Source organism: Bradyrhizobium sp. TM239 (genome assembly GCF_036247985.1).
Classification (GTDB): domain Bacteria; phylum Pseudomonadota; class Alphaproteobacteria; order Rhizobiales; family Xanthobacteraceae; genus Bradyrhizobium; species Bradyrhizobium ottawaense.
The window spans coordinates 26,556-46,291 of record NZ_BTIR01000007.1 but is presented as its reverse complement, the minus strand read 5'-3'; the positions used below and the strand labels follow the sequence as shown (position 1 = coordinate 46,291).

Sequence of the window (19,736 nt, the reverse complement as noted above, 5' to 3'; positions counted from 1 at the left end):
GTTTGATCATGTGCCTGATGGCGGGGCTGTCGGTCGGCTGCGCCGCCCTGGCCAGGTCCAATGAGACACCTGCGGAGGCCGGCAAGGACACCGCGAAGCCTGCCGCCAAGGACACCGCCAAGGAGACCCCGAAGGGCTCGTCCAAGGGAACCGGCAAGGACACTTCGAAGGACGCGGCCAAAGGAGCAAGCCAGGGAGCAAACAAGGGCGCGAGCAAGGGTGCCGCTGGCGCTCCGGCCAAGGACGCTGCGAAGAAACCGGCCAAGGAAATTGGTAAGGACGCCGGCAAGAGCGCCGGAAAAGAGCCCGCGAAGGACAAGCCCAAGCCTGCCGCAAAGCCTGCCGCAGCGGCACCTGCGCCGAAATCGCCTCCGGCCGCCAGCAGTTCGCCGCCGAAAACCGCCCCCGCCGCGACGGCCACCGTCAGGCCTTCCGCCCCCGCCGCCAGGCCGGCCGCAGCACCCGTGCTGGCTCCGGCGACCCGCCAGCATGCCGCGCCGCGCAAGCCGGTCATCCCGGCCGCGGTCGCTGCGACGTCCTCGACGCCTCAGGGTGACAAGGACGCCCTGGAGAGCGTCATCGAGCTCGTGCGCAAGCGCAAGGCGGGTGACGCCAGCAACGTCGCAGCGGGCATCTCGGATCCGGTCGCGCGAAAACTCGCGGAATGGATCATCCTGCGCAGCGAGGACAATGGCGCGACCGTGGAGCGCTACCGCGCCTTCCTTTCCGCCAATCCGAGCTGGCCGTCGCAGACCTTCCTGCGCCGGCGCCTCGAGGCCGCGATGTGGGACGACAGGCGCGACGATTCCGTCGCGTGGTCGTGGTTCGAGAACGAATCTCCTGTGTCCGCCAAGGGCCGCTTCACGCTCGCCAAGACGATGCTGGCCCGCGGCGACCGCGCCAATGCCGAACGGCTGGTGCGCGAGGCCTGGCGCAGCGATCCGATGTCCGAGGACACCGAGAACAACGCGCTCGATCAGTTCGGCGCCCTGCTGACGCCGGGCGACCAGAAGGCGCGGATGGACACCCTGCTCTACGGCAGCGAGAACGAGGCCGCGCTGCGCGCCGCAAAGCGCCTCGGCGCCGGCTATGTCGCACTCGCCAAGGCCCGCATCGCCGCCGTCAAGAAGGCGCCGAATGCGCGCGCGCTGCTCGACGCCGTGCCCCGCGAGCTGCACAACGATCCCGGCTTCACCTTCAGCAAGATCCAGCTGCTGCGCCGCGAGGAGAAGTTCGCCGAGGCAGCCCAGCTCATGCTGTCGGCGCCGAAGGATCCGAACCGGCTCCACAATCTCGACGAATGGTGGATCGAGCGGCGTCTTTTGGCGCGCAAGATGATCGACACCGAGGAATTCCGCAGCGCCTATCTGATCGCGCGCGACGCCGCACTGCCCTCGCGCGACATCTACAAGACCGAGCAGGAATTCACGGCCGGGTGGATCGCGCTGCGATTCCTCAACGACCCCGCGGCCGCCACCCAGCATTTCGCCCGCATCGGCGTCGGCAGCGTCAATCCGACCGCGCTGGCGCGTGCCGGCTATTGGCAGGGCCGCGCCGCGGAAGCGGCGGGGCGCCAGCAGGAGGCGCGCAACGCCTATGCCCGCGCAGCCGAACAATCGACCAGCTATTACGGCCAGCTCGCCCGGGCCAAGCTCGGCCTGCCGCAGATCGAGCTCAACAGCCAGCCGCGCGGCCGCGGCGCCGAACGGCTGGAGATCGTGCGCGCCGCGCAACTGCTCTACGAGCTCGACGAGCGCGAGATGGCGATACCGCTGCTGGCCGACATGGGCGAGAACGGCGATCCCGAAGCGCTCGCCGGCCTCGGCGAGCTGACCCAGCGCTACAACGATGCGCGCGGCATGTTGCTGCTCGGCAAGGCCGCGCTCAATCGCGGCCTTCCCTTCGACTTCTACGCCTACCCCGTCAACGGCATTCCGCAGTTCACCCCGATCGGTCCCGACGTCGAGCGCAGCATCGTCTATGCGATCGCGCGGCAGGAGAGCGCATTCAATCCGTCCGTGGTCTCGCCAGCGCAGGCCTACGGCCTGATGCAGGTGACGCCCGATGCCGCGCGCTATGTCTGCAAGCGCCACGGCGCGACTTACGATCTGGGGCGGCTGAAGAACGATTCGGTCTACAACGCCACGCTCGGCTCGGCCGAGCTCGGCGGACTGCTCGAGGATTATCGCGGCTCCTACATCATGACCTTTGCCGCCTACAATGCCGGCCGCGGCAGCGTGAAGAAGTGGGTCGAGCGCTACGGCGATCCGCGCGACCCCAAGGTCGACGCGGTCGACTGGGTCGAGCTGATTCCGTTCTCCGAGACGCGCAACTACGTGCAGCGGATCATGGAGAACCTGCAAGTCTACCGTGCCCGCTTCGGCGGCGGCACGCGGCTGCAGATCGAAGCCGATCTGCGCCGCGGCGCCGGCAGCGTGGAATAGCGATCCACGCTCGCGCGTGGAAGCGCGCCCTCCTCCGATCACCAGACATTCCGGGATTGAATGCGACGCTCAACGCGCGCTCTGGCAGTATTGCCCGGGGATCGGAATCTGCCGTCCCAGGCAACAAGAAGAGGAGAAAGCTATGAAGACGTTGGCCATGTCCGTTCTTGCTCTTGTCTCCATGTCGATCGTGCCGTCGAGCGCCGCCCCCATCAAAGTCGCAGCCCAAACAAGCAACGGCCCGGGCAACGCTCCATGGGTCGGATGCTCCCTGTCCGGTGCCGCAGTCCAGAACTGCAGAAACGTTCTTGGCTTCAAGTCCTTCTTCGAGTGCCAAAGCAACAGGATGGAGCGGGGCTGGACCAGCGTCGAGAGCTCCTATTACTGCAGGGCCCTGGACCTGAAGTAAGGGACGACAGCAGCTCAGAGCGCGAGAGGCCGCCTTCGACTGGCGGCCTCTTTCGCATCAGGAGCCGGCACCGGGGCGGTCTTGGCGACCATTGCTCGCCGACCACCCCTCGCCTGCTGACAACCGACAAGAAGCGATCGCCCAAAAAAAGAACCCCGGCGGTTTCCCGCCGGGGCTCTCTGTCAGGTCGTTAGACCGAACTTACCAGTTGCGCTGAGCGCGGAGGAGCAGGGTGATGGTGTCCTGATCCTTCAGCTCGTACACGGCAGCCGGCTTGGCCGTCGTGCCGGAACCGGCGTAACCAACCGTGCCAGAGTACTTCTGGTCGAGATGGGTCCAGTTCAGGTCAGCCGAGAACGTCAGGTTCTTGACCGGGGTCCAGCGGGTGATGATACCGACCTGGCCGATGGCGAAGTCAGGATTACAACCCGTGACACCGGCGAGACCGCCGAACACGCCGCCTGCACCGCCAGCGCCGCAAAGCGTGGTCTTGGCGAGCGAGCCGAACTGCGCCTGAGCGTAGGCACCGTACAGCGCGGTGTTCCAGTAGGGATCCCAGTTGTGGGTGTAGGCACCGCGGAAGCCCCAGGTCTTCACAGTTTCCTGCGACGAGCCGGTCACGAACACGGTGTCCGGAGCGATGGCGAAGCCGACGCTCTGGTAGGCAACGCCCGAGCTGCCGAACATCGAGTAGCTGCCGCCCGCGAGGTTCTGGAAGTTGTAGCGGGACGCGCCGTCGGTGTAGACGCCCGAAATGTTGATCACGTCACCCGCACCAGTCGGGATGTTCTTGATCGACAGAGCGAGCTGAACAGCCCAACCCCACTTGTCGTCGGGGTGGCCAGTCGGCTCGGTGGCGCCGTAGTAGGCAACGTGGTTGTCATGCGCAGCGACCGACGCCTGGAACAGACCCCAAGCCTGGTCGACACGAACCATACCGACGAGGTTCGGCGAACGCGAACCGCCGATGGCGTTCGAGCCATACGAACCGCCGATCATGCCAGTCGCCGAAGCGCCGGTCATGTTGAGGTTGCCGGCCTGGTAGTAAGCCGTCGCGTCTTCCGCCGAGAACGACGCCGTCACGCCCTGACCGAAGTCAGCGGTGTAGGTGAACTGGTTGACACCAGTGACCGTGCCGGAACCGCCGACGAGGCTGTCGAAGTTGTTGCCGGGATAGTTGGTCCAGGGCGCGTCGAACTGCGACACGGCCTTACCCATGGTGAAGCCGGCGAACTGGATGAAGGCGTAGTACACGCCGAGCGAACCGCCCGAGGTGTTGCCGTCGGTGCCGTTGATCGACGAACCAACCAGCGCCGGAGTCGCGCCGGAGGTGTTGAGAGCCAGCGTGCCGCTGTAGGCAGTCGCGCCGGTCGCGCTGCCGGTGCCGGCGTAGTTGCCGGTGGTCCAGGAGAACACGCCGTCGAAGAAGGTACGGACGACGCCGTACTCGGTCGCGGTGCGCGTGTCGATGTTGAGATCTTCACGAGCGCGCATGGTGTAGTAGTTCGTCAGACGGTTGCGCGCGCCGTTGTTCGACGTGAGCTGGCCGCTGAAGTCCGAGTTGGTGTTCAGCGCGACTTCAGCGCGCAGATAACCACCCAGCTTGATGCAGGTGTCGGTGCCCGGGATGTAGTAGAAGCCCGCGCCGTACAGCGAGCAGATCTTCACGTATTCGACCGCCTTGGCCTTCACGGGCAGATCGGCTGCTTGAGCTCCGCCCACGGCGATCAGACCCGCCGCTGAGCCGAGCAAAAGGCTCTTAACCAACTTCATGTTAAACCTCCAAGTTGCTCTTCAGGGAAGGTCACTGACCGGACGGCCAATTCCCCAACCCCCTCTAAATCACCGCTCCGGGCTCCTTCGCGTCTTCGGACACACCCGCATGAACGCGAGGGACTTAAGCGAAATGACCTAAACGGGACGACCTCGGGATGCCCCCCTCCGTCGCTCAGTCACAATTACCGAACGTCCTTGCACACACAACAAGAGAACGCTTTGAAACGGGCCCATGAAGCTTGTTTTCCGACGGGTGTTGCACAAATAACACGCAGATGTGATCGGACCGCCCTCGCAACACATTGTTTACATTGACGTTTTCGAGACGGTTCCTTTCGCCATCAAAGTTCCCCACTTAAGGCAGAGCAGGCCAGATCTCGGCCTCGAGAGGCTTTGACGCGCTCGAATCGTAGAATCGGAGGGAGACTCAAGGAGAAGGCATCGACCTGCTCCGCGCCTCCGGGCCTGATGCAGGCAAGGCCTTCAAGGCCTTAAGGTGCGCGAGGAGCAATCTTTGTGAATAGCGGGGGTTATTGGGCCGGCTGGCGGAGATGGCGCGATTCGAACTTTTGACAGGCCCGCTCCCGCCTCATTGAATCGTCCAGTAAATTCAGTCTCTTACACGAGCAAAGAGGTTTTCATCGGCGAAACCAGCCTTCGACATGTGCCGGACGTTCCAGCTCGGCGCCCATTCTCGCAACGTTACGGTCACGCCCCGAGGGCAAACTGCTTTGCTGCGAAAATCGCTGGGAATATTCGAGCGAAAACACACGCTTCCAAATTGACCGGCCCGAGTAATTAGATGCATAAGGCTCGCACCGGAGAGGTGGCCGAGTGGCTGAAGGCAACGCTTTGCTAAAGCGTCATACGGTCTCAAGCTGTATCGAGGGTTCGAATCCCTCCCTCTCCGCCACCCAGCGGCAGAATCAATCAAAGTCTGGGCGTCTTTTCACCTGAAAGCGCTCGTGGCCGCGAAAGCCTGGCGCAAGGTTCAGCGCGGCAACTCGGCTCGATTCGCATCACTCTCTATATGTGTCGGTATATGTGTCGGTCCGCGTCTAGCGGTGGAACCGCCAGATCCGCCAATGCGAGGGCGAAATCAGCACCGCCTCGCCGGCCCAAACGTTGTACCAGACACCGGACCTGCGCCTGCACGGAAACGACCAGGGCAGAATCCCCGTCTTGTGCGGACGTCCGAGTTCCAGATCGCACTCGTCGGGAGCGATCTGAATCGGCAGCCATCGTCCATTCGTGTCGAGGTCGCTCATGCCGCTCGGGTCTTATGAGGCGGCACGACGAAGAAACTTGATTCAGCGCAACCAAGCCCGCCCGTGCGAACACGGGTGTGGATGCGATGCTCGGTTCAGTGCGTGGAGACCCACGCCCTCGCCTCGCGCTGCGCGGCCGAGATCTCGGCATCCGACATCTGCCCGGCGACTTCCTGGCGCAGCGTCACGGCGTCCTTGCGGCCCTTCAGGGCGGCGAGGTTGAACCATTTGTGCGCGGCGACGAGATCGACGAGCCCGGAACGGCCGCTCGCCCAATAGATCCCACGTTCGAACAGCACGTCCGACAGCGCGGTCGCGTCGATCGGCGTTGCCGTCTCCAGATCGAAAGTACCCTGAAACATAACGCATCCCCTTTTTTCTTGTGCCTTGCTCCCCCGAGCGCGGCTCCCGTCCAACTCTGATGTGCATGCCCCTTGCCGGGATCCTGCACTGTTCAACTCATCCCCTAGTCTTCTTGCCTTAGTCTTTTTACCCAACGCCGTTTGCCGGCTTGTTGGAGGCGATGATGGCGGGCAAATTTGAATGGCAGTTTAAGTATCGCGATGAAGCAGACGTAAACGCGAGCGCGCGGCGCCGGCGCACAGAATTCAAGAAGTCTCTGATTTGCAGGCACTTCCGCGATTCGTCAGATTTGGTTTACCCTGGGATTTTGGGACATCGATAACCATCGCGCGCGGTGGGGCGCCGCCGCCGCCCCGTCATTCCCCGCGCAGGCGGGGAATCCAGTACGCCGCAGCCCATCGATTCAACCACTGCCGTCTCGGCGTGCTGGATCGCCCGGTCGGAGCCGGGCGATGACACCGCGAATGGCGAAGCGTGGCGCAAACACCACGCAATCGGGCCTCAGCCCTTGCCTGCCCCAAGGCAGCACGACAAGAGCGGCGCGGACGCGCTGTGGTCAGATCAGCAATGTGGGGAAAAGGAATGCCGGCAATACCCCGGCCTCAGGAGAACGAGGGCGTCGGCGAACACGTCAGGACCAGATTCCACTTTGACCGCGAGGCCACTCGTGAAATTGCAGAACCGGAGAACCGGCCCCGCACCGAACGAAGAAAACTTGTTTCTTCTGCCGGACCGCGAAGAGAGCGATCCGACCGTTGACCTGATGTCTCGCCGACACCCTCTATCGTCGACCAGAACCTCTAGGAGGCGCTGATGACGTGCCGGCTCTCGAGGAGCCGGCAACTTCAGAAGCGAAGTTACTTCTTCTTGGCGACCTTGCGGGTCTTCTTCGCAGTCTTCTTCACTGCGCTCTTCGCCTTCTTCGCCTTCTTTGCCTTCTTAGCTTTCTTGGCCATGTTGCCCTCCGATGTGTGAGATGGCTTAATCGCTGCATGCATTCGGGGATCGAGTGCACACTCATCCCGAATACACCAACACAACGAAAAAAACAGCGTCTCGCTTAAAGAAGTGTTGACGGCGCAAGGCGCGTGCGCTTGGCGAGCGCGATGCAAGCACGCTGCATGACGTGTTTGCACGATCGCGCAGAGTGCCCGCATCGTCGATGTCCGCGACAGATGCGATTGCAGAAAACTCTATGCAGCAAGTATTTTCCTGCACGCGCGCATCGCGCGCGATCGACCCGACGGTGCGCATCGTGACGGTCGAGATCACCTTGCAAAGGCGTTTCGCGGACTCTGAGTCGCGATTTTTGGCAACGAAAATATTTTCATGATTAATGACGCGAGCGCTCGTCGGAGCGTGTGCGAGCGGCCGTTTTACGCGAATCGCGTGACGGCGATTCGGCCGTCGCATCGCGTCTGGTCGGGATGAAGTTTAGCGCCGAGGATGCGCGCGAGCGTCGCATCACGAACCGAAAGTGAGGTGACGAAGCGTGCCGTCACCTCGTCCGAACGCGTGACGTCAGACGCCGAGCTTGGACTTGAGCAGGTCGTTGACGCTCTGCGGGTTGGCCTTGCCGCCGGACGCCTTCATCACCTGACCGACGAACCAGCCGAGCGACTGCGGCTTGTCCTTGACCTGCGCGGCCTTGTCGGGATTGGCTGCGATGATGTCGTCGACAACCTTTTCGATGGCCGAAAGATCCGTGACCTGCTTCATGCCGCGGCTTTCGACCAGCGCGCGGGGATCGCCGCCCTCCTGCCAGACGATCTCGAACAGATCCTTGGCGATCTTGCCCGAGATCGTGCCCTCGCCGATCAGGTCGATGATCCCCGAGAGCTGCTCGGCGCTGACCGGAGAGCCCGTAATATCCCGGCCTTCCTTGTTGAGACGGCCGAACAGCTCGTTGATCACCCAGTTCGCCGCCATCTTGCCGTCGCGCGCGCGGTTGCCGAGCTTGTCGAGCACGGTCTCATAGAACACCGCGCTCTCGCGCTCGGCGACCAGCACGCTCGCGTCATAGGCCGACAGGCCGAGATCGGCGACGAAGCGCGCCTTCTTCTGGTCAGGCAGCTCCGGCAGCTTCGCCTTCAGCTCGTCGACGAATTGCTGGCTGAACTCGAGCGGCAGCAGGTCGGGATCGGGGAAGTAGCGATAGTCGTGCGCCTCTTCCTTGGACCGCATCGAGCGCGTCTCGCCCTTGTTGGGATCGAACCGACGCGTCTCCTGCTCGATCTGACCGCCGTCCTCCAGGATCTCGATCTGGCGCCGCGCTTCATACTCGATCGCCTGGCCGATGAAGGTGATCGAGTTCATGTTCTTGATTTCGCAGCGGGTGCCGAGCGGCGCGCCGGGCTTGCGCACGGACACATTGACGTCGGCGCGCAGGCTTCCCTTCTCCATGTCGCCGTCGCAGGTGCCGAGGTAGCGCATGATCGAGCGCAGCTTGGTCACATAGGCCTTGGCCTGCTCGGCGTCGCGGATGTCCGGTTTCGAGACAATCTCCATCAGCGCCACGCCACAGCGGTTGAAATCGATGTAGGACAGCGACGGCGACCGGTCGTGCAGCATTTTGCCCGGATCCTGCTCCAGATGCAGCCGCTCGATGCCGATGGAGACAGTGCGGCCGCCGTCGAGATCGACGATCACCTCGCCCTCGCCCACCACCGGCGACTTGTACTGGCTGATCTGGTAGCCCTGCGGCAGGTCCGGATAGAAATAGTTCTTCCGGTCGAACACCGAGCGCAGGTTGATCTGCGCGTTGAGACCGAGCCCGGTCCGGACAGCCTGCCTGACGCATTCCTCGTTGATGACGGGCAGCATGCCCGGCATCGCGGCGTCGACCAGCGAGACATGCGTGTTCGGCTCGCCGCCGAACGCGGTCGAGGCGCCCGAGAACAGCTTCGAGTTCGAGGTGACCTGGGCGTGGATCTCCATGCCGATGACAACCTCCCAGTCACCGGTGGCGCCCTTGAGAAGCTTGTGTGTGGCCGTGCTCATGTCGTGCTCCCGAGCAGCGTGGCAGCGATCCGCTCCCACTCCGCTTCCAATGAATCCTTAGCAGCGGGCTGGCTGGCCTGGCGGTACCAGTAGCCGGCGTTGCCGAGATCGCCTTCGACGCGGTGCAGGTAGGCATGCACCCAGGCCGCGTCGCGGCTGCTCTCGTCCTGGACGATCTTGTGCGCGCGGTCCCAATCGCCCTTGGCGGCCCACCAGAGTCCGGCGAGCGGCGCGCTCAGGTGTGGCGCGGGCGCCGCGCCGTCGAGGCTCGCGATGAACGCGGCGGCATTCACCACCACCTCGCGGGCGTGAAGCGGCCGGCCGCCTGCTCGATCACCTCGCCGAGCGAAAACAGCGTCTCCTCCTCGAACGGACGGCCGATCAGCTGCAGGCCGAGCGGCAGGCCCTGCGCGTCCTTGCCGGCGGGCACCGCGATGCCGGGCAGGCCCGCCATGTTCACGGTCACCGTGAAGATGTCGTTGAGATACATCTCGACCGGATCGGCGCCGCCCTTCTCGCCGATGCCGAAGGCCGCCGACGGCGTCGCCGGCGTCAGGATTGCGTCGACGCCGCGCGCGAAGCAATCCTCGAAATCCTTCTTGATCAGCGTGCGCACCTTCTGGGCGCGCAAATAGTAGGCGTCGTAATAGCCGGCCGAGAGCACATAGGTGCCGATCATGACGCGGCGGCGGACCTCCGCACCAAAACCTTCGGCGCGGGTGTTCTCGTAGAGCTCGGTGATGTTCTTGGCCTGCTCGCGCAGGCCGTAGCGGACGCCGTCATAGCGCGCGAGGTTCGAGGACGCTTCCGCCGGCGCCACGATGTAATAGGCCGGCAGTGCGTATTTGGTGTGCGGCAGCGACACCTCGACCAGCTCGGCGCCGGCCGCCTTCAGCCACGCCGCGCCCTCGCTCCAGAGTTTTTCGATCTCGGCCGGCATGCCGTCGAGACGGTACTCCTTGGGGATGCCGATCTTCATGCCCTTCACGGACCTGCCGATCGCCGCCTCGTAATCGGGCACGGGAATGTCGACCGAGGTCGTGTCCTTCGGGTCATGGCCGGCCATCGAGCGCAGCAGCATCGCAGCATCGCGCACGCTGCGCGCAATGGGACCTGCCTGGTCGAGCGAGGAGGCAAAGGCGACGATGCCCCAGCGCGAGCAGCGGCCATAGGTCGGCTTGATACCGACGGTCGCGGTGAACGCCGCCGGCTGGCGGATCGAACCGCCGGTGTCGGTCGCGGTCGCGCCCATGCAGAGCAGCGCCGCCACGGCCGAGGCCGAGCCGCCGGACGAGCCGCCCGGCACCAGCGTCGTGTTGCTTCCTTCGCGCCGCCAGGGATTGCCGACGGGGCCGAAGCACGAGGTTTCGTTGGCCGAGCCCATCGCGAACTCGTCATTGTTGAGCTTGCCGAGCATCACGGCACCGTCGCGCCAGAGCTGCGAGGTGATGGTGGATTCGTAGGTCGGCACGAAATTGCCGAGGATCTTCGAGCACGCCGTGGTGCGCACGCCCTTGGTCGCGAACAGATCCTTGATGCCGAGCGGGATGCCCGCGAGCGGACCGCCCTCACCCTTGGCGATCTTCTCGTCCACGGCCTTCGCCATGTCGCGCGCCTGCTCCGGCGTCTCCATCACGAAGGCGTTGAGCACGCGCGCCGCCTCGATCGCGCTCAGATGCGCGTCGGTCAGCTCGAGGGACGTGAAAGTCTTGTCGGCGAGACCCTTGCGGGCCTCGGCGAGCGTCAACGATGTCAAATCGGTCATTTATTGATCGGGCTGCAGAAGAACGGAGACAGGGTCTTGTCGTTGGCCGGGTCGTCTTTTTTGGCGGCAGCATTCGCTGCGGCCTCGATCTCGTCGAGCACGGCATTGACGGCGACGTTGGGATCGGCAGCCTTGCCCTGCCGTTCCATCTTGTCGAGATAGTTCATGTAGGCCTGATAGGCCTTCTCATCGTCGCAAAGCATGCACATCGGGCGGCGTCCTGAGACTCTTAAGTTTGACGCGTTCTCTTTACGCGAACCGGCTTCCACTTCGCTCGAAAACGCTATGAGGGTTACTCGACGACCTTCGGCACAAGAAAGAAGTGTCCTTCGGTCGCGGGCGCGTTGGCAACGATATCGTCGGCGATCTCGCCGTCATCGACCACGTCCTGCCGCTTCTTCATCTGCATCGGGGTGACCGAGGTCATGGGCTCCACGCCCTCGACATTGACCTCCGAGAGTTGCTCGACAAAGGCGAGCATGGCGTTGAGCTCGCCTTGAAGATGCGGAACCTCGTCCTCGGAAACCGCAATGCGCGCCAGATGCGCGATGCGGCGGACGGTAGCGGCGTCGACGGACATTATATAAGGCCTCTCACGGCAAAACCTATGTGCCGTATAGCAGAGGCCGGTTTTGCGCCGCAACCGGGGCCAGCACTTAGCCGGCCAGCGCTTTCAGCCGGGCGAGCGCCGATTTGGCGAGATCCCGGGTCAATTCCGCGGCGGGGAGGTCCCGGCCCATGGCGATCGCCTGCCCCGCCCAGAGATTGGTGAAGTCCGCGCGGCCCTGCTTCTCCGCCGCCGCCTTCAACGGCACCAGCGCCGTTGCCGCATGGGGAAATGGCGGCGCATCCGGGCAGATTGGACCGGCTTCGCGCATCAGCCTGTTCTGGACGCCGCGGGCCGGCCGCCCGGTCATGACGTTGGTGATGACGGTGGAATCATCGCGTCCTTCGGCCAGTGCCGCGCGCCCCGCCGCGGTCACCTTGGATTCGGGACAGCGCAGGTAAGCGCTTCCGATCTGCACACCGGAGGCGCCCAGCGCGAAAGCCGCCGCGATGCCGCGCCCGTCCCCAATGCCGCCGGCAACGATGACCGGCACCTTCACGGCATCGACAATCTGCGGCACCAGCGCAAGATTGCCGGGCTGCTCGCTTATCTTCTCGGTCAGGAACATGCCGCGATGGCCGCCGGCCTCCGCACCTTGCGCGATCACCGCGTCGACACCGCGCTGGTCGAGCCAGACGGCTTCCTTCACGGTGGTCGCCGAGGCGATCACGAGACACCCGGCCGCCCTGATGCGGTCGAGGAAGGCCTGCTCCGGGAGGCCGAAATGAAAGCTCACGACCTCCGGCTTCAGCTCCTCCACGAGCGCGCAGGTCGCCGCATCGAACGGGGCCCGGTTGGCGGCATTGACCGGCGCCGCCGGATCGAGGCCATGTTCCCTGTAATAGCCCGCGAGGCGCTGCTTCCAGCGCGCCTCGGCCTCCGCCGTGAGCTCGACCGGCGTGTGGCAGAAGAAGTTCAGATTGACCGGCGCTGTGACGCCCTTGCGGATGATCTTGACCTGCTCGCGTATCTTGTCCGGCGACAGCATCGCGCACGGCAGCGACCCCAGCGCTCCGCCTTGCGCCGCGGCGATCACCAGCTCCGCATCCATCACACCGGCCATCGGCGCCAGCACGATCGGAAATTCGGTCTTGAAGAGGTCGATCAGTCGACGGTCAGGCCACATGGTTGTTCTCTCTAGGTTCAGGCGACTGACGCAATGGAGTTGCGCCATCCGGCAAGGAGCTGTTCGGCTTCAGTCGCAATCCGCTCGACGATCTCGGCTGCGGGCGGAATATCATGAATCAGGCCGACCGCCTCGCCGGCAAAGACCGCGGCGACCTCGAAATCGCCCACAGCCTTCGCCGCAGCATACTCGACGGCGACCTCGCTCGCGCGCTGCATGAGCTCGATCTCGCGGCCGGTCCAGCGCCTGATGTGATCGTTGACCAGGGTTCGCGCGGTGAACGGGGCCGGCCAGAACAGGCTGCGCGACCAGTCGGCGATGACGCCGCGCACGGTGTCATTGCTGTCGGCTCTGCGAATACGCTCCTTGGCCTCCTCCGCCCCGTTGGCCTCCACGCTCGCATAGAAACGGGTGCCGATCAGCACGCCGGCTGCGCCCAGCATCATCATTGCGGCGAGGCCCCGGCCGTCGGCGATCCCGCCGGCCGCGACGACCGGCACACGTCCGGCCGCAAGATCGACGATCGCCGGCACGATATCGACGGTGGTGCGCGATGCGCCGTGGCCGCCCGCCTCCGTCCCCTGCGCAATCAGAATCTCCGCGCCGGCATCGAGCGCCTGCCTGGCCATGTCCTCGCTCTGCACCTGGCAGATCAGTCGCACGCCGCACGCTTTAATGCGCGGCGCGAATGGTGCGGGATCGCCGAACGACAGCATCACGGCCTGCGGACGAGCGTCGAGCGCAATGTCGAGAAGTTCGGGCTGCTTTGCCAGGCTCCAGGTGATGAAGCCTATGCCGAACGGCGCAAAGCCCTTCAGCTCTGCGGCCTCCGTCTGAAGTCGGACACGGTCACCGTATCCACCACCCAGGATGCCGAATCCGCCGGCCTCGCTGACGGCGCGCGTCAGCCGGCTGCCCGCGATTGTATCCATGGGAGCCGACAAGATCGGATGCCTGATCCCCAGCAACTCCGTCAGCGGCGTGGCAATCGGCATGAGTCCTCCCACTCTGGACAGGAAGATTAGGCGCGAATATCATTCTTCAAAATTGAATTCTACAGAACGCTGCCATCTCAAAAGAGAAACGGGCCATGGAACTCAGCGATCTCAACACCTTTGCAGCAGTCGCCCGCACCGGCGGCATCACTCGCGCCGCGGAAGAGCTGAACACCGTGCAATCCAACGTCACCCAGCGCGTCAAGGCGCTGGAGGCGGAGATCGGCACACCGCTGTTCGAACGCCACAGCCGGGGCATGACGCTGACCGGCGCCGGCAGGCGCCTCCTGCCCTACGCGCAACGGATGGCCGCACTCTCGCGTGAAGCCGTGCTGGCCGCGCGCGACGATGGCGCGCCAAAGGGACCGCTTGCGATCGGCTCGATGGAGACGACCGCAGCGGTGCGGCTGCCGCCGCTGCTCGCCGATTTCCACCGCCGCTTCCCGGCCGTGCGCCTTTCCTTGCGTACCGCGCCAACCGCCGACCTCGTCGCGAGCGTGCTCGAAGGCGCGCTCGATGGCGCCTTCGTCGCAGGTCCGATCGCGCATGACGACCTCGCTGCGACGAGCGCCTTCCGCGAGGAGCTGGTGCTGGTCAGCGCGCGTCGCTGGGCCTCGCTTGCCGAGCTGCGCGCCGGCACGCCGGAGTCCGGCCCGACCGCGCTGGTGTTCCGCACCGGGTGCACCTACCGCCAGCGGCTGGAGCAGATCTTCGTCGAGTTCGGCTGGCCTTCGGCCGCACGCTTCGAGCTCGGCACACTCGACGGCATGATCGGCTGCGTCGCCGCCGACATGGGCGTGACGTTGCTGCCGCGCGCGGTCGTCGAACGTAGTGCAATGAATGGCACCGTCTCGATCCACACCCTGAGCGCCTCGCATGCGCGGGTCGAGACACTCTTCATCCAGCGTCGCGCCGGCCATCAAACCAGCGCGCTGAGCGGCTTTGCCGCCTGCCTGAAGACCGACGAGGACGTCATCGCAGCCTGACGCGGTGACGCCGCGTCAGGCCGCGCTGTTCTAGAGCCGAATGTCCTCATAGGACTCGATCCGCCGCGGGCCGACCGAGGTCGCCTCGTGCGAATCTGCGTCGCCGAGATTGCCGAAATCGAGCTTGGTCAGCTTCGTCAGGTCCGCGATCGAGACCTGGAAGACGCTGACGTCCTCCTCGGACATCTTTTCGCGCAGATCCACCTCCTGGATGCGATCGATCTCCATGACCAGCTTTCGCTGGCTCATCAGGAAGGCCGCCGCCTTGAGAGCGTCGTCATCCTCGTTGCGTCGGATCAGGATCTTCCAGAAATATTTCGGGATTTGAACGCCGCCGAAGCTCGGATCCTTGTGCGGCCGCCCGGCCGGATTGGGCAGATCGGATCCGTCGGCATCCGGCCCGTCGAACACCGGACCGTTCATGACGATGCCCTTCTCCTCCCCTTCGAGCAGGACATCGCGCGTATAATCCTCCAGTCCCGCCCAGAGCTGCTTGCCCTGGTTGAACGAGAAGAACTGCGGCGAGCAATTGGTGAAGTGGAAGGAATCGTCGCCATGCTGCTTGGCCGCGGCGACGGTGTCGCCCCAGGTCGCATCGAGGCGGCGCACGAGATGACCGCGATCGAACGGGTTCTTGCTGCGGTCCGCTTCGAAGGTGGCCTGCTTGCGGTAGAACTCGTCGCCGATCTGGGCATCGTCGTCGATGCGCGGATCGCGCAGCCAGGAATCGCCTTCACGCTTGCCGACGTCCTGCTGCTGGCCCCCGTCGATATTGACACAGCTGAAGAAGGCGAGCCGGCGCTCCTTGTTCATGACGACGCTGTAGTTGAAGTATTTCAGCTCGGACTGCTTGGCGCTGCCCTTGAGCGTCGCGATCCGGGACTTGAGGGCGGCCGGAATCTTCGGCAGGGGCACCGAGAATTTGCCGGTGCCGAGGAAACTCGCCTTGTAGCCGGGACGCGATTTCAGCGTGCTCTGATCGATATGCACGGCTTCCATGGGCAGGCCGTTGTTCGCACTGATGTGCGGCAGCAGGCCGGCCGGCGGCGGGATCAACGGCGTGCCGCCGTTCTGCATGCCGCCGTTCGGCGCTCCTCCGTTGCCCCCCGCCGGCCCCGGCACGGGTGCTAACGGCGCGAACGGGATTTCCTTCCTGAACATCGGCAGCGGCACCCGGATCGGGACCACCAGTGCGGCGCCGTCGAGCGACTGCTCGACCCAGATGTTGGCGCCGTAAGCGGGCGCGGCGACCGGCGCGCGGACCTTCTCGATCTCCTGCCGGTTCGGCGGCTCCTCCTCGTCCAGCACCGGCTTGATCAGGGGATGGGAGCCGACGGCGACCTTGAGATCGGCCACGATGGCGCTGACCCGGATGCCTTCATTGGCGACCCAGTCGATCAGGGATTCGTCCATCGACGACTTCCACACCTTGCCGTCCTTGGTCAGGGTGCGGCCCTGCGCATCCTTCCGGGGAACGCCGCTGTGGTGCAGCGCGACCACTTGCCAGAAGCGATTGAATGCCGGCGAGCCCGACGATCCCGCCGTCGTATCGGTGTTGTACCAGAGGAAGTCGCCGACATATTTGAGCAGCTTGTTCTCGCGGACGCAGACCTGCTTCATCTGCCCGCTGGGATGCTGGACGATGGTGAGGTACTCGCCGGGGTCCGCCTTGCCGGGCGCGCCGCTGAGCGGCAGCCATCCCCAATCCTCGAGCTCCTCCCCGCCTGACAGCGAGGTCGGCGCCACCGCGACGATCGAAAAATCCAGCCTGTCATTGGTGTAGAAGAATTTGCCCGGCTCGAAGCCGAACCGCACCGGCACGCGCTCCTGTCCGGAGACATCGAGCTCATAGTTGAAATCGGCGATCGAATTGGCGGCCTCGGCCGGCTTGCCGAAGACATGATGGTTGGTCAGCAGCAGGCCCGGCCCGATCAGAAAGCCCGAGCCGTAGCCGAGCAGATTCGACTTGAGATCCCTGAGCTGAATGCGGCAGACCGATCGCGAGGCGGCGGTCCCCTTGGCGAGGTAATTGATGCTGTCGAGATCATTGCCCTGGATGATCCGCTCCAGGCCGATCTCGGCCTTCTCCACATCCTGCGTCTCGGCCAGCAGCTGGCGCTGGCGCAGGCGCATCTTCTCGACCGTCATCTCGATCGGACCGTCGCCCAGTTTCCGGTTCAGGGCGTCGGGTGAGAACTCGGCTTGCTTGAATCGCCTTTCTGAGCCCGCGATCAGGCTTGGCTTGATGAGCATCGTGACCTCTCAAATGATTGGGCGAATATGGGACGTGGTCGGGGCGCATTAAAAATTTGCGCCAAGGTTGCAGCACGGGCGGGACTGCCGGTCGCTGCCGATCGTTCTGGAAATCGGGGCACGCGCCCCACACTACTTTAGACCTATATATCTACATCGCCGCAACCAGAGCGTCAATCGATGCGCGCAGCCGGAGACGCGACATCATGCCATGGTCGGCGACGTCCGACGTGTGAGATTTGCCACAAATGATCGACGCACTTTGTGCATCACGATTGCGCGCGCATGTTGCGGCCGCCGGATAATCTACGGCTTCAGCTGCCACCGCCGTAGCGCCACGACGGCCCAGATCGCTTCCACCAGCCCGAACGGCCAGGCGCCCTGGAGAAAGCCGTAAGCCGAGCCGAGCGCGCAGGATGCGGCGAACAACAGCACGAACCAATGGCTGCGATCTTCCAGGGCGTAACTGACCAGCATCGCCGTGACGGCGAACAGACCGAATAATGTCAGCGCATCCATTGTTCCGGGTTCACTCCGCGGCGCAACGCGTGATATGCGCTACGCCATGCCGGCTCTTATCCTGCCTCTCGTCGATGCTGCAACCCACTGGCCCGCCCGCGGCGCGCTGGTCGGGCTCGACCTCGGCACCAAGACCATCGGCGTTGCCGTATCCGACCCGGACCGGCGGCTTGCGACCGGCGTCGAGACGATCCAGCGCAAGCAGTTCAAGCAGGACGCCGCCCGGCTGCTCGCGATTGCGGCCGAGCGCAGGGTGGTCGGCTTCGTGCTCGGCCTGCCCATCAACATGGACGGCAGCGAGGGTCCGCGCGCGCAATCCACCCGCGCCTTCGCCCGCAATCTCGCCGGCCTGACCGCGCTCCCCATCGGCCTGTGGGACGAGCGGCTCTCGACCGCGGCCGTCGAGCGCGAGCTGATCGGCATGGATGTCAGCCGCGCCAAGCGCGCCGAGGTCATCGACGAGCACGCCGCGATCTTCATCCTGCAAGGCGCGCTCGACCGCCTCGCCAATCTCCGTTCAGGGACCATCTGACCGATGGCCGTCGTGATTGCGGCGCTGCTGCCGGTCTTCATCCTCATCGTGCTCGGTGTCGTCTTGAAGCGCAGCCTGATGCGGCTGGACACGCAGTGGCACGGGCTGGAGCGGCTGACCTATTTCGTGCTGTTTCCGATGCTGCTGATCCAGACGCTGGTGAAGGCCGACCTCTCGAAGGTGCCGGTCGCCGGCGTCGGCGGCGCGCTACTGCTGTCGGCGCTGGCGATGTCGCTGCTCTGCCTCGCGCTCCGCCCCGCCCTGGCCCGGTTCGATATCGACGGGCCCGCCTTCACCTCGATCTTCCAGGGCGCGACACGCTGGCAGACCTTCGTGGGGCTGTCTGTGGCCGCCAACATGTTCGGCGATGTCGGGCTGGCGCTCGCCTCTGTCGCGATGGTCGCGATCATTCCCCTCGTCAACGTGTTGAGCGTCGTGGTGCTCGCCCATTACGCCGCGCCGGAGAAGCAGTCAGCGCGGACCATCGTCATGACGGTGATCCGCAATCCCCTGATCTGGGCCTGCGCGATCGGGCTCTTCGTCAATGTCACCCATCTGCCGCTGCCAAAACTCTGGCACGAGGTGGCGGACGCGCTCAGCCGCTCCTCGCTCGCGATCGGCCTGCTCGTCACCGGCGCCGGCCTGCATCTCGAAGGCCTCTTGCGTCCAAGCCTGGCCGCGGCCATCGGCGTCGTCTTCAAGCTCGCGCTGATGCCTGCGCTGGCGCTGGCGCTGGCCGTCTGGTTCGGACTGTCGGGCGACAGCCGCGCTATCGTGGCGATCTGCGCGGCGGTGCCGACCTCGTCCAGCGCCTATGTGATGGCGCGCCAGATGGGCGGCGATGCCCCGCTGCTGGCGCAGATCATCACGCTGCAGACGATCTTGGCGGCGATCACGATGCCGATCGCGATCGCGCTGGCGGCCTAGCTCCCCAGCCACATCGTCAGCACCACCGCGGTGAGATTGTTCAGCGCGTGCAGCACGATGGTGAGCCAGAGCGAATTCGCGCGATAGCGCATGTAGCCGAACCACAGGCCGATGGTGAAGACTTCGGCGAGGAAGTACATGTCGTATTGCAGGTGCACGACCGTCCAGACCAGCGACGACAAAAGTATCGCGCCGGGCATGCGCAAAAAGCTCCCCGACCAGCCGCGAAAGAGGAAGCCGCGCGCCAGGATCTCCTCCGACATCGGCGCAGCGACGCTGAAGGCGAACAGCAGCAGCAGCGCCGCGCCCTTGTCGCGACCCGATTTCAGCAGATCCGTCATGAAGCCCGGCGTCGCCTCGCGGCCGAGCGCGCGCGACATCGTCTCCCAGACCAGCACCAGCAGGATGAGGCCGACCGCGCCGAACAGGAGCTGCCTCCAGGACGGCCAATGCAGCGCGAGATAGTCGACGAAGGAGGCTTTCTTGATGGCAATGGCGAGCCACACCGCCAAGACCGTCGCCGGCAGGCCCATGATGACCGAGAGCGCGAGGGCCTGCGGATCGTGGCCGACCGCCTGGATCGAGGCGAAGTCCATGGGGAGGCCGCGCTGCGCCACCAGCAGGACGACGGCGCCGATCTGCCCGACGAACATCGCCACGAAGATGAAGAGGCCCCACAACGCGGTGCCCCAGAACATCCAGACGCGCGGCTGCGCAGGCGTCACGGTCAGCGGCGGATGGTCGGGATTGAGGGAGTCCATCAAGA

At 64.7% G+C, this 19,736-nt stretch carries 19 protein-coding genes and 1 tRNA gene; 7 read left to right on the top strand and 13 right to left on the bottom strand.

Annotated elements, in window-relative coordinates:
* Positions 1–17 precede the first annotated feature (17 nt).
* Together AABA84_RS12770 and AABA84_RS12765 are read left to right on the top strand one after the other, a co-directional pair.
* Complete coding sequence (locus tag AABA84_RS12770; protein ID WP_338312282.1) at positions 18–2,444, top strand: lytic transglycosylase domain-containing protein; 2,427 nt, start codon at positions 18–20, stop codon at positions 2,442–2,444.
* Between the two features lie 142 nt (positions 2,445–2,586).
* Entirely contained in the window at positions 2,587–2,853 is a 267-nt protein-coding gene (locus tag AABA84_RS12765; protein ID WP_338312223.1) for a hypothetical protein, read from the top strand.
* 201 nt (positions 2,854–3,054) lie between these two features.
* Here the strand turns inward: AABA84_RS12765 and AABA84_RS12760 are convergent, their stop codons facing one another.
* On the bottom strand, positions 3,055–4,626 hold the full coding sequence (locus AABA84_RS12760) for a porin (RefSeq protein ID WP_212244988.1): 1,572 nt from the start codon (positions 4,624–4,626) through the stop codon (positions 3,055–3,057).
* A gap of 823 nt (positions 4,627–5,449) precedes the next feature.
* Here AABA84_RS12760 and AABA84_RS12755 point away from each other — a divergent pair.
* Positions 5,450–5,542, top strand: a tRNA-Ser gene (locus tag AABA84_RS12755).
* Positions 5,543–5,687: 145 nt separating this feature from the next.
* Here the strand turns inward: AABA84_RS12755 and AABA84_RS12750 are convergent.
* Positions 5,688–5,897 carry a hypothetical protein gene (locus tag AABA84_RS12750; protein ID WP_212244990.1) on the bottom strand — a complete coding sequence of 70 codons (210 nt, stop codon included), beginning with the start codon at positions 5,895–5,897 and terminating at the stop codon, positions 5,688–5,690.
* 95 nt (positions 5,898–5,992) lie between these two features.
* On the bottom strand, positions 5,993–6,259 hold the full coding sequence (locus AABA84_RS12745) for a hypothetical protein (RefSeq protein ID WP_018321086.1): 267 nt from the start codon (positions 6,257–6,259) through the stop codon (positions 5,993–5,995).
* A 1,163-nt stretch (positions 6,260–7,422) separates the two neighbouring features.
* Between AABA84_RS12745 and AABA84_RS12740 the strand changes: the two genes are divergently transcribed.
* A complete protein-coding gene (locus AABA84_RS12740; protein WP_338312222.1) occupies positions 7,423–7,593 on the top strand; it encodes a hypothetical protein in 171 nt (56 codons plus the stop codon).
* Positions 7,594–7,781: 188 nt separating this feature from the next.
* Here AABA84_RS12740 and gatB read toward each other — a convergent pair whose 3' ends face one another.
* From gatB to AABA84_RS12705, 7 genes are all read right to left on the bottom strand, one after another.
* Entirely contained in the window at positions 7,782–9,260 is a 1,479-nt protein-coding gene (gatB, locus tag AABA84_RS12735; protein WP_338312221.1) for an Asp-tRNA(Asn)/Glu-tRNA(Gln) amidotransferase subunit GatB, read from the bottom strand.
* A complete protein-coding gene (locus tag AABA84_RS12730; protein WP_212244996.1) occupies positions 9,257–9,559 on the bottom strand; it encodes a hypothetical protein in 303 nt (100 codons plus the stop codon). Before AABA84_RS12730 ends, gatB begins: the two co-directional genes overlap by 4 nt.
* Positions 9,550–11,025, bottom strand: coding sequence for an Asp-tRNA(Asn)/Glu-tRNA(Gln) amidotransferase subunit GatA (gene gatA / locus AABA84_RS12725; RefSeq protein ID WP_212245005.1), 1,476 nt, complete (start codon positions 11,023–11,025; stop codon positions 9,550–9,552). The genes AABA84_RS12730 and gatA overlap by 10 nt, the downstream gene beginning before the upstream one ends.
* Entirely contained in the window at positions 11,022–11,234 is a 213-nt protein-coding gene (locus AABA84_RS12720) for a hypothetical protein (protein ID WP_212245013.1), read from the bottom strand. Before AABA84_RS12720 ends, gatA begins: the two co-directional genes overlap by 4 nt.
* An 83-nt stretch (positions 11,235–11,317) precedes the next feature.
* The gene (gene gatC, locus AABA84_RS12715) at positions 11,318–11,605 is read right to left on the bottom strand and encodes an Asp-tRNA(Asn)/Glu-tRNA(Gln) amidotransferase subunit GatC (protein ID WP_128265297.1); all 288 of its coding nucleotides are present in this window, start codon (positions 11,603–11,605) and stop codon (positions 11,318–11,320) included.
* Positions 11,606–11,681: 76 nt separating this feature from the next.
* Complete coding sequence (locus AABA84_RS12710) at positions 11,682–12,758, bottom strand: NAD(P)H-dependent flavin oxidoreductase (protein ID WP_338312220.1); 1,077 nt, start codon at positions 12,756–12,758, stop codon at positions 11,682–11,684.
* 17 nt (positions 12,759–12,775) lie between these two features.
* The gene (locus AABA84_RS12705) at positions 12,776–13,753 is read right to left on the bottom strand and encodes an NAD(P)H-dependent flavin oxidoreductase (protein ID WP_338312219.1); all 978 of its coding nucleotides are present in this window, start codon (positions 13,751–13,753) and stop codon (positions 12,776–12,778) included.
* Between the two features lie 95 nt (positions 13,754–13,848).
* Between AABA84_RS12705 and AABA84_RS12700 the strand changes: the two genes are divergently transcribed.
* A complete protein-coding gene (locus AABA84_RS12700) occupies positions 13,849–14,739 on the top strand; it encodes a LysR family transcriptional regulator (protein WP_338307816.1) in 891 nt (296 codons plus the stop codon).
* A gap of 30 nt (positions 14,740–14,769) precedes the next feature.
* On the opposite strand, the gene AABA84_RS12695 is transcribed toward AABA84_RS12700, so the two are convergent.
* Positions 14,770–16,992: a DNA/RNA non-specific endonuclease gene (locus AABA84_RS12695; RefSeq protein ID WP_338312218.1), complete on the bottom strand. Its 2,223-nt coding sequence runs from the start codon at positions 16,990–16,992 to the stop codon at positions 14,770–14,772.
* Between the two features lie 306 nt (positions 16,993–17,298).
* Positions 17,299–17,511, bottom strand: coding sequence for a hypothetical protein (locus AABA84_RS12690; protein ID WP_028143926.1), 213 nt, complete (start codon positions 17,509–17,511; stop codon positions 17,299–17,301).
* Positions 17,512–17,557: 46 nt separating this feature from the next.
* Between AABA84_RS12690 and ruvX the strand changes: the two genes are divergently transcribed.
* Both ruvX and AABA84_RS12680 read left to right on the top strand, forming a co-directional pair.
* Positions 17,558–18,043 carry a Holliday junction resolvase RuvX gene (ruvX, locus tag AABA84_RS12685; RefSeq protein ID WP_338312217.1) on the top strand — a complete coding sequence of 162 codons (486 nt, stop codon included), beginning with the start codon at positions 17,558–17,560 and terminating at the stop codon, positions 18,041–18,043.
* 3 nt (positions 18,044–18,046) lie between these two features.
* The gene (locus tag AABA84_RS12680) at positions 18,047–18,970 is read left to right on the top strand and encodes an AEC family transporter (RefSeq protein WP_338312216.1); all 924 of its coding nucleotides are present in this window, start codon (positions 18,047–18,049) and stop codon (positions 18,968–18,970) included.
* Here AABA84_RS12680 and AABA84_RS12675 read toward each other — a convergent pair.
* Positions 18,967–19,731 (bottom strand): CPBP family intramembrane glutamic endopeptidase, encoded by a 765-nt coding sequence (locus AABA84_RS12675; RefSeq protein WP_338312215.1) that lies wholly within the window; start codon positions 19,729–19,731, stop codon positions 18,967–18,969. The genes AABA84_RS12680 and AABA84_RS12675 overlap by 4 nt on opposite strands.
* Between the last annotated feature and the right edge of the window lie 5 nt (positions 19,732–19,736).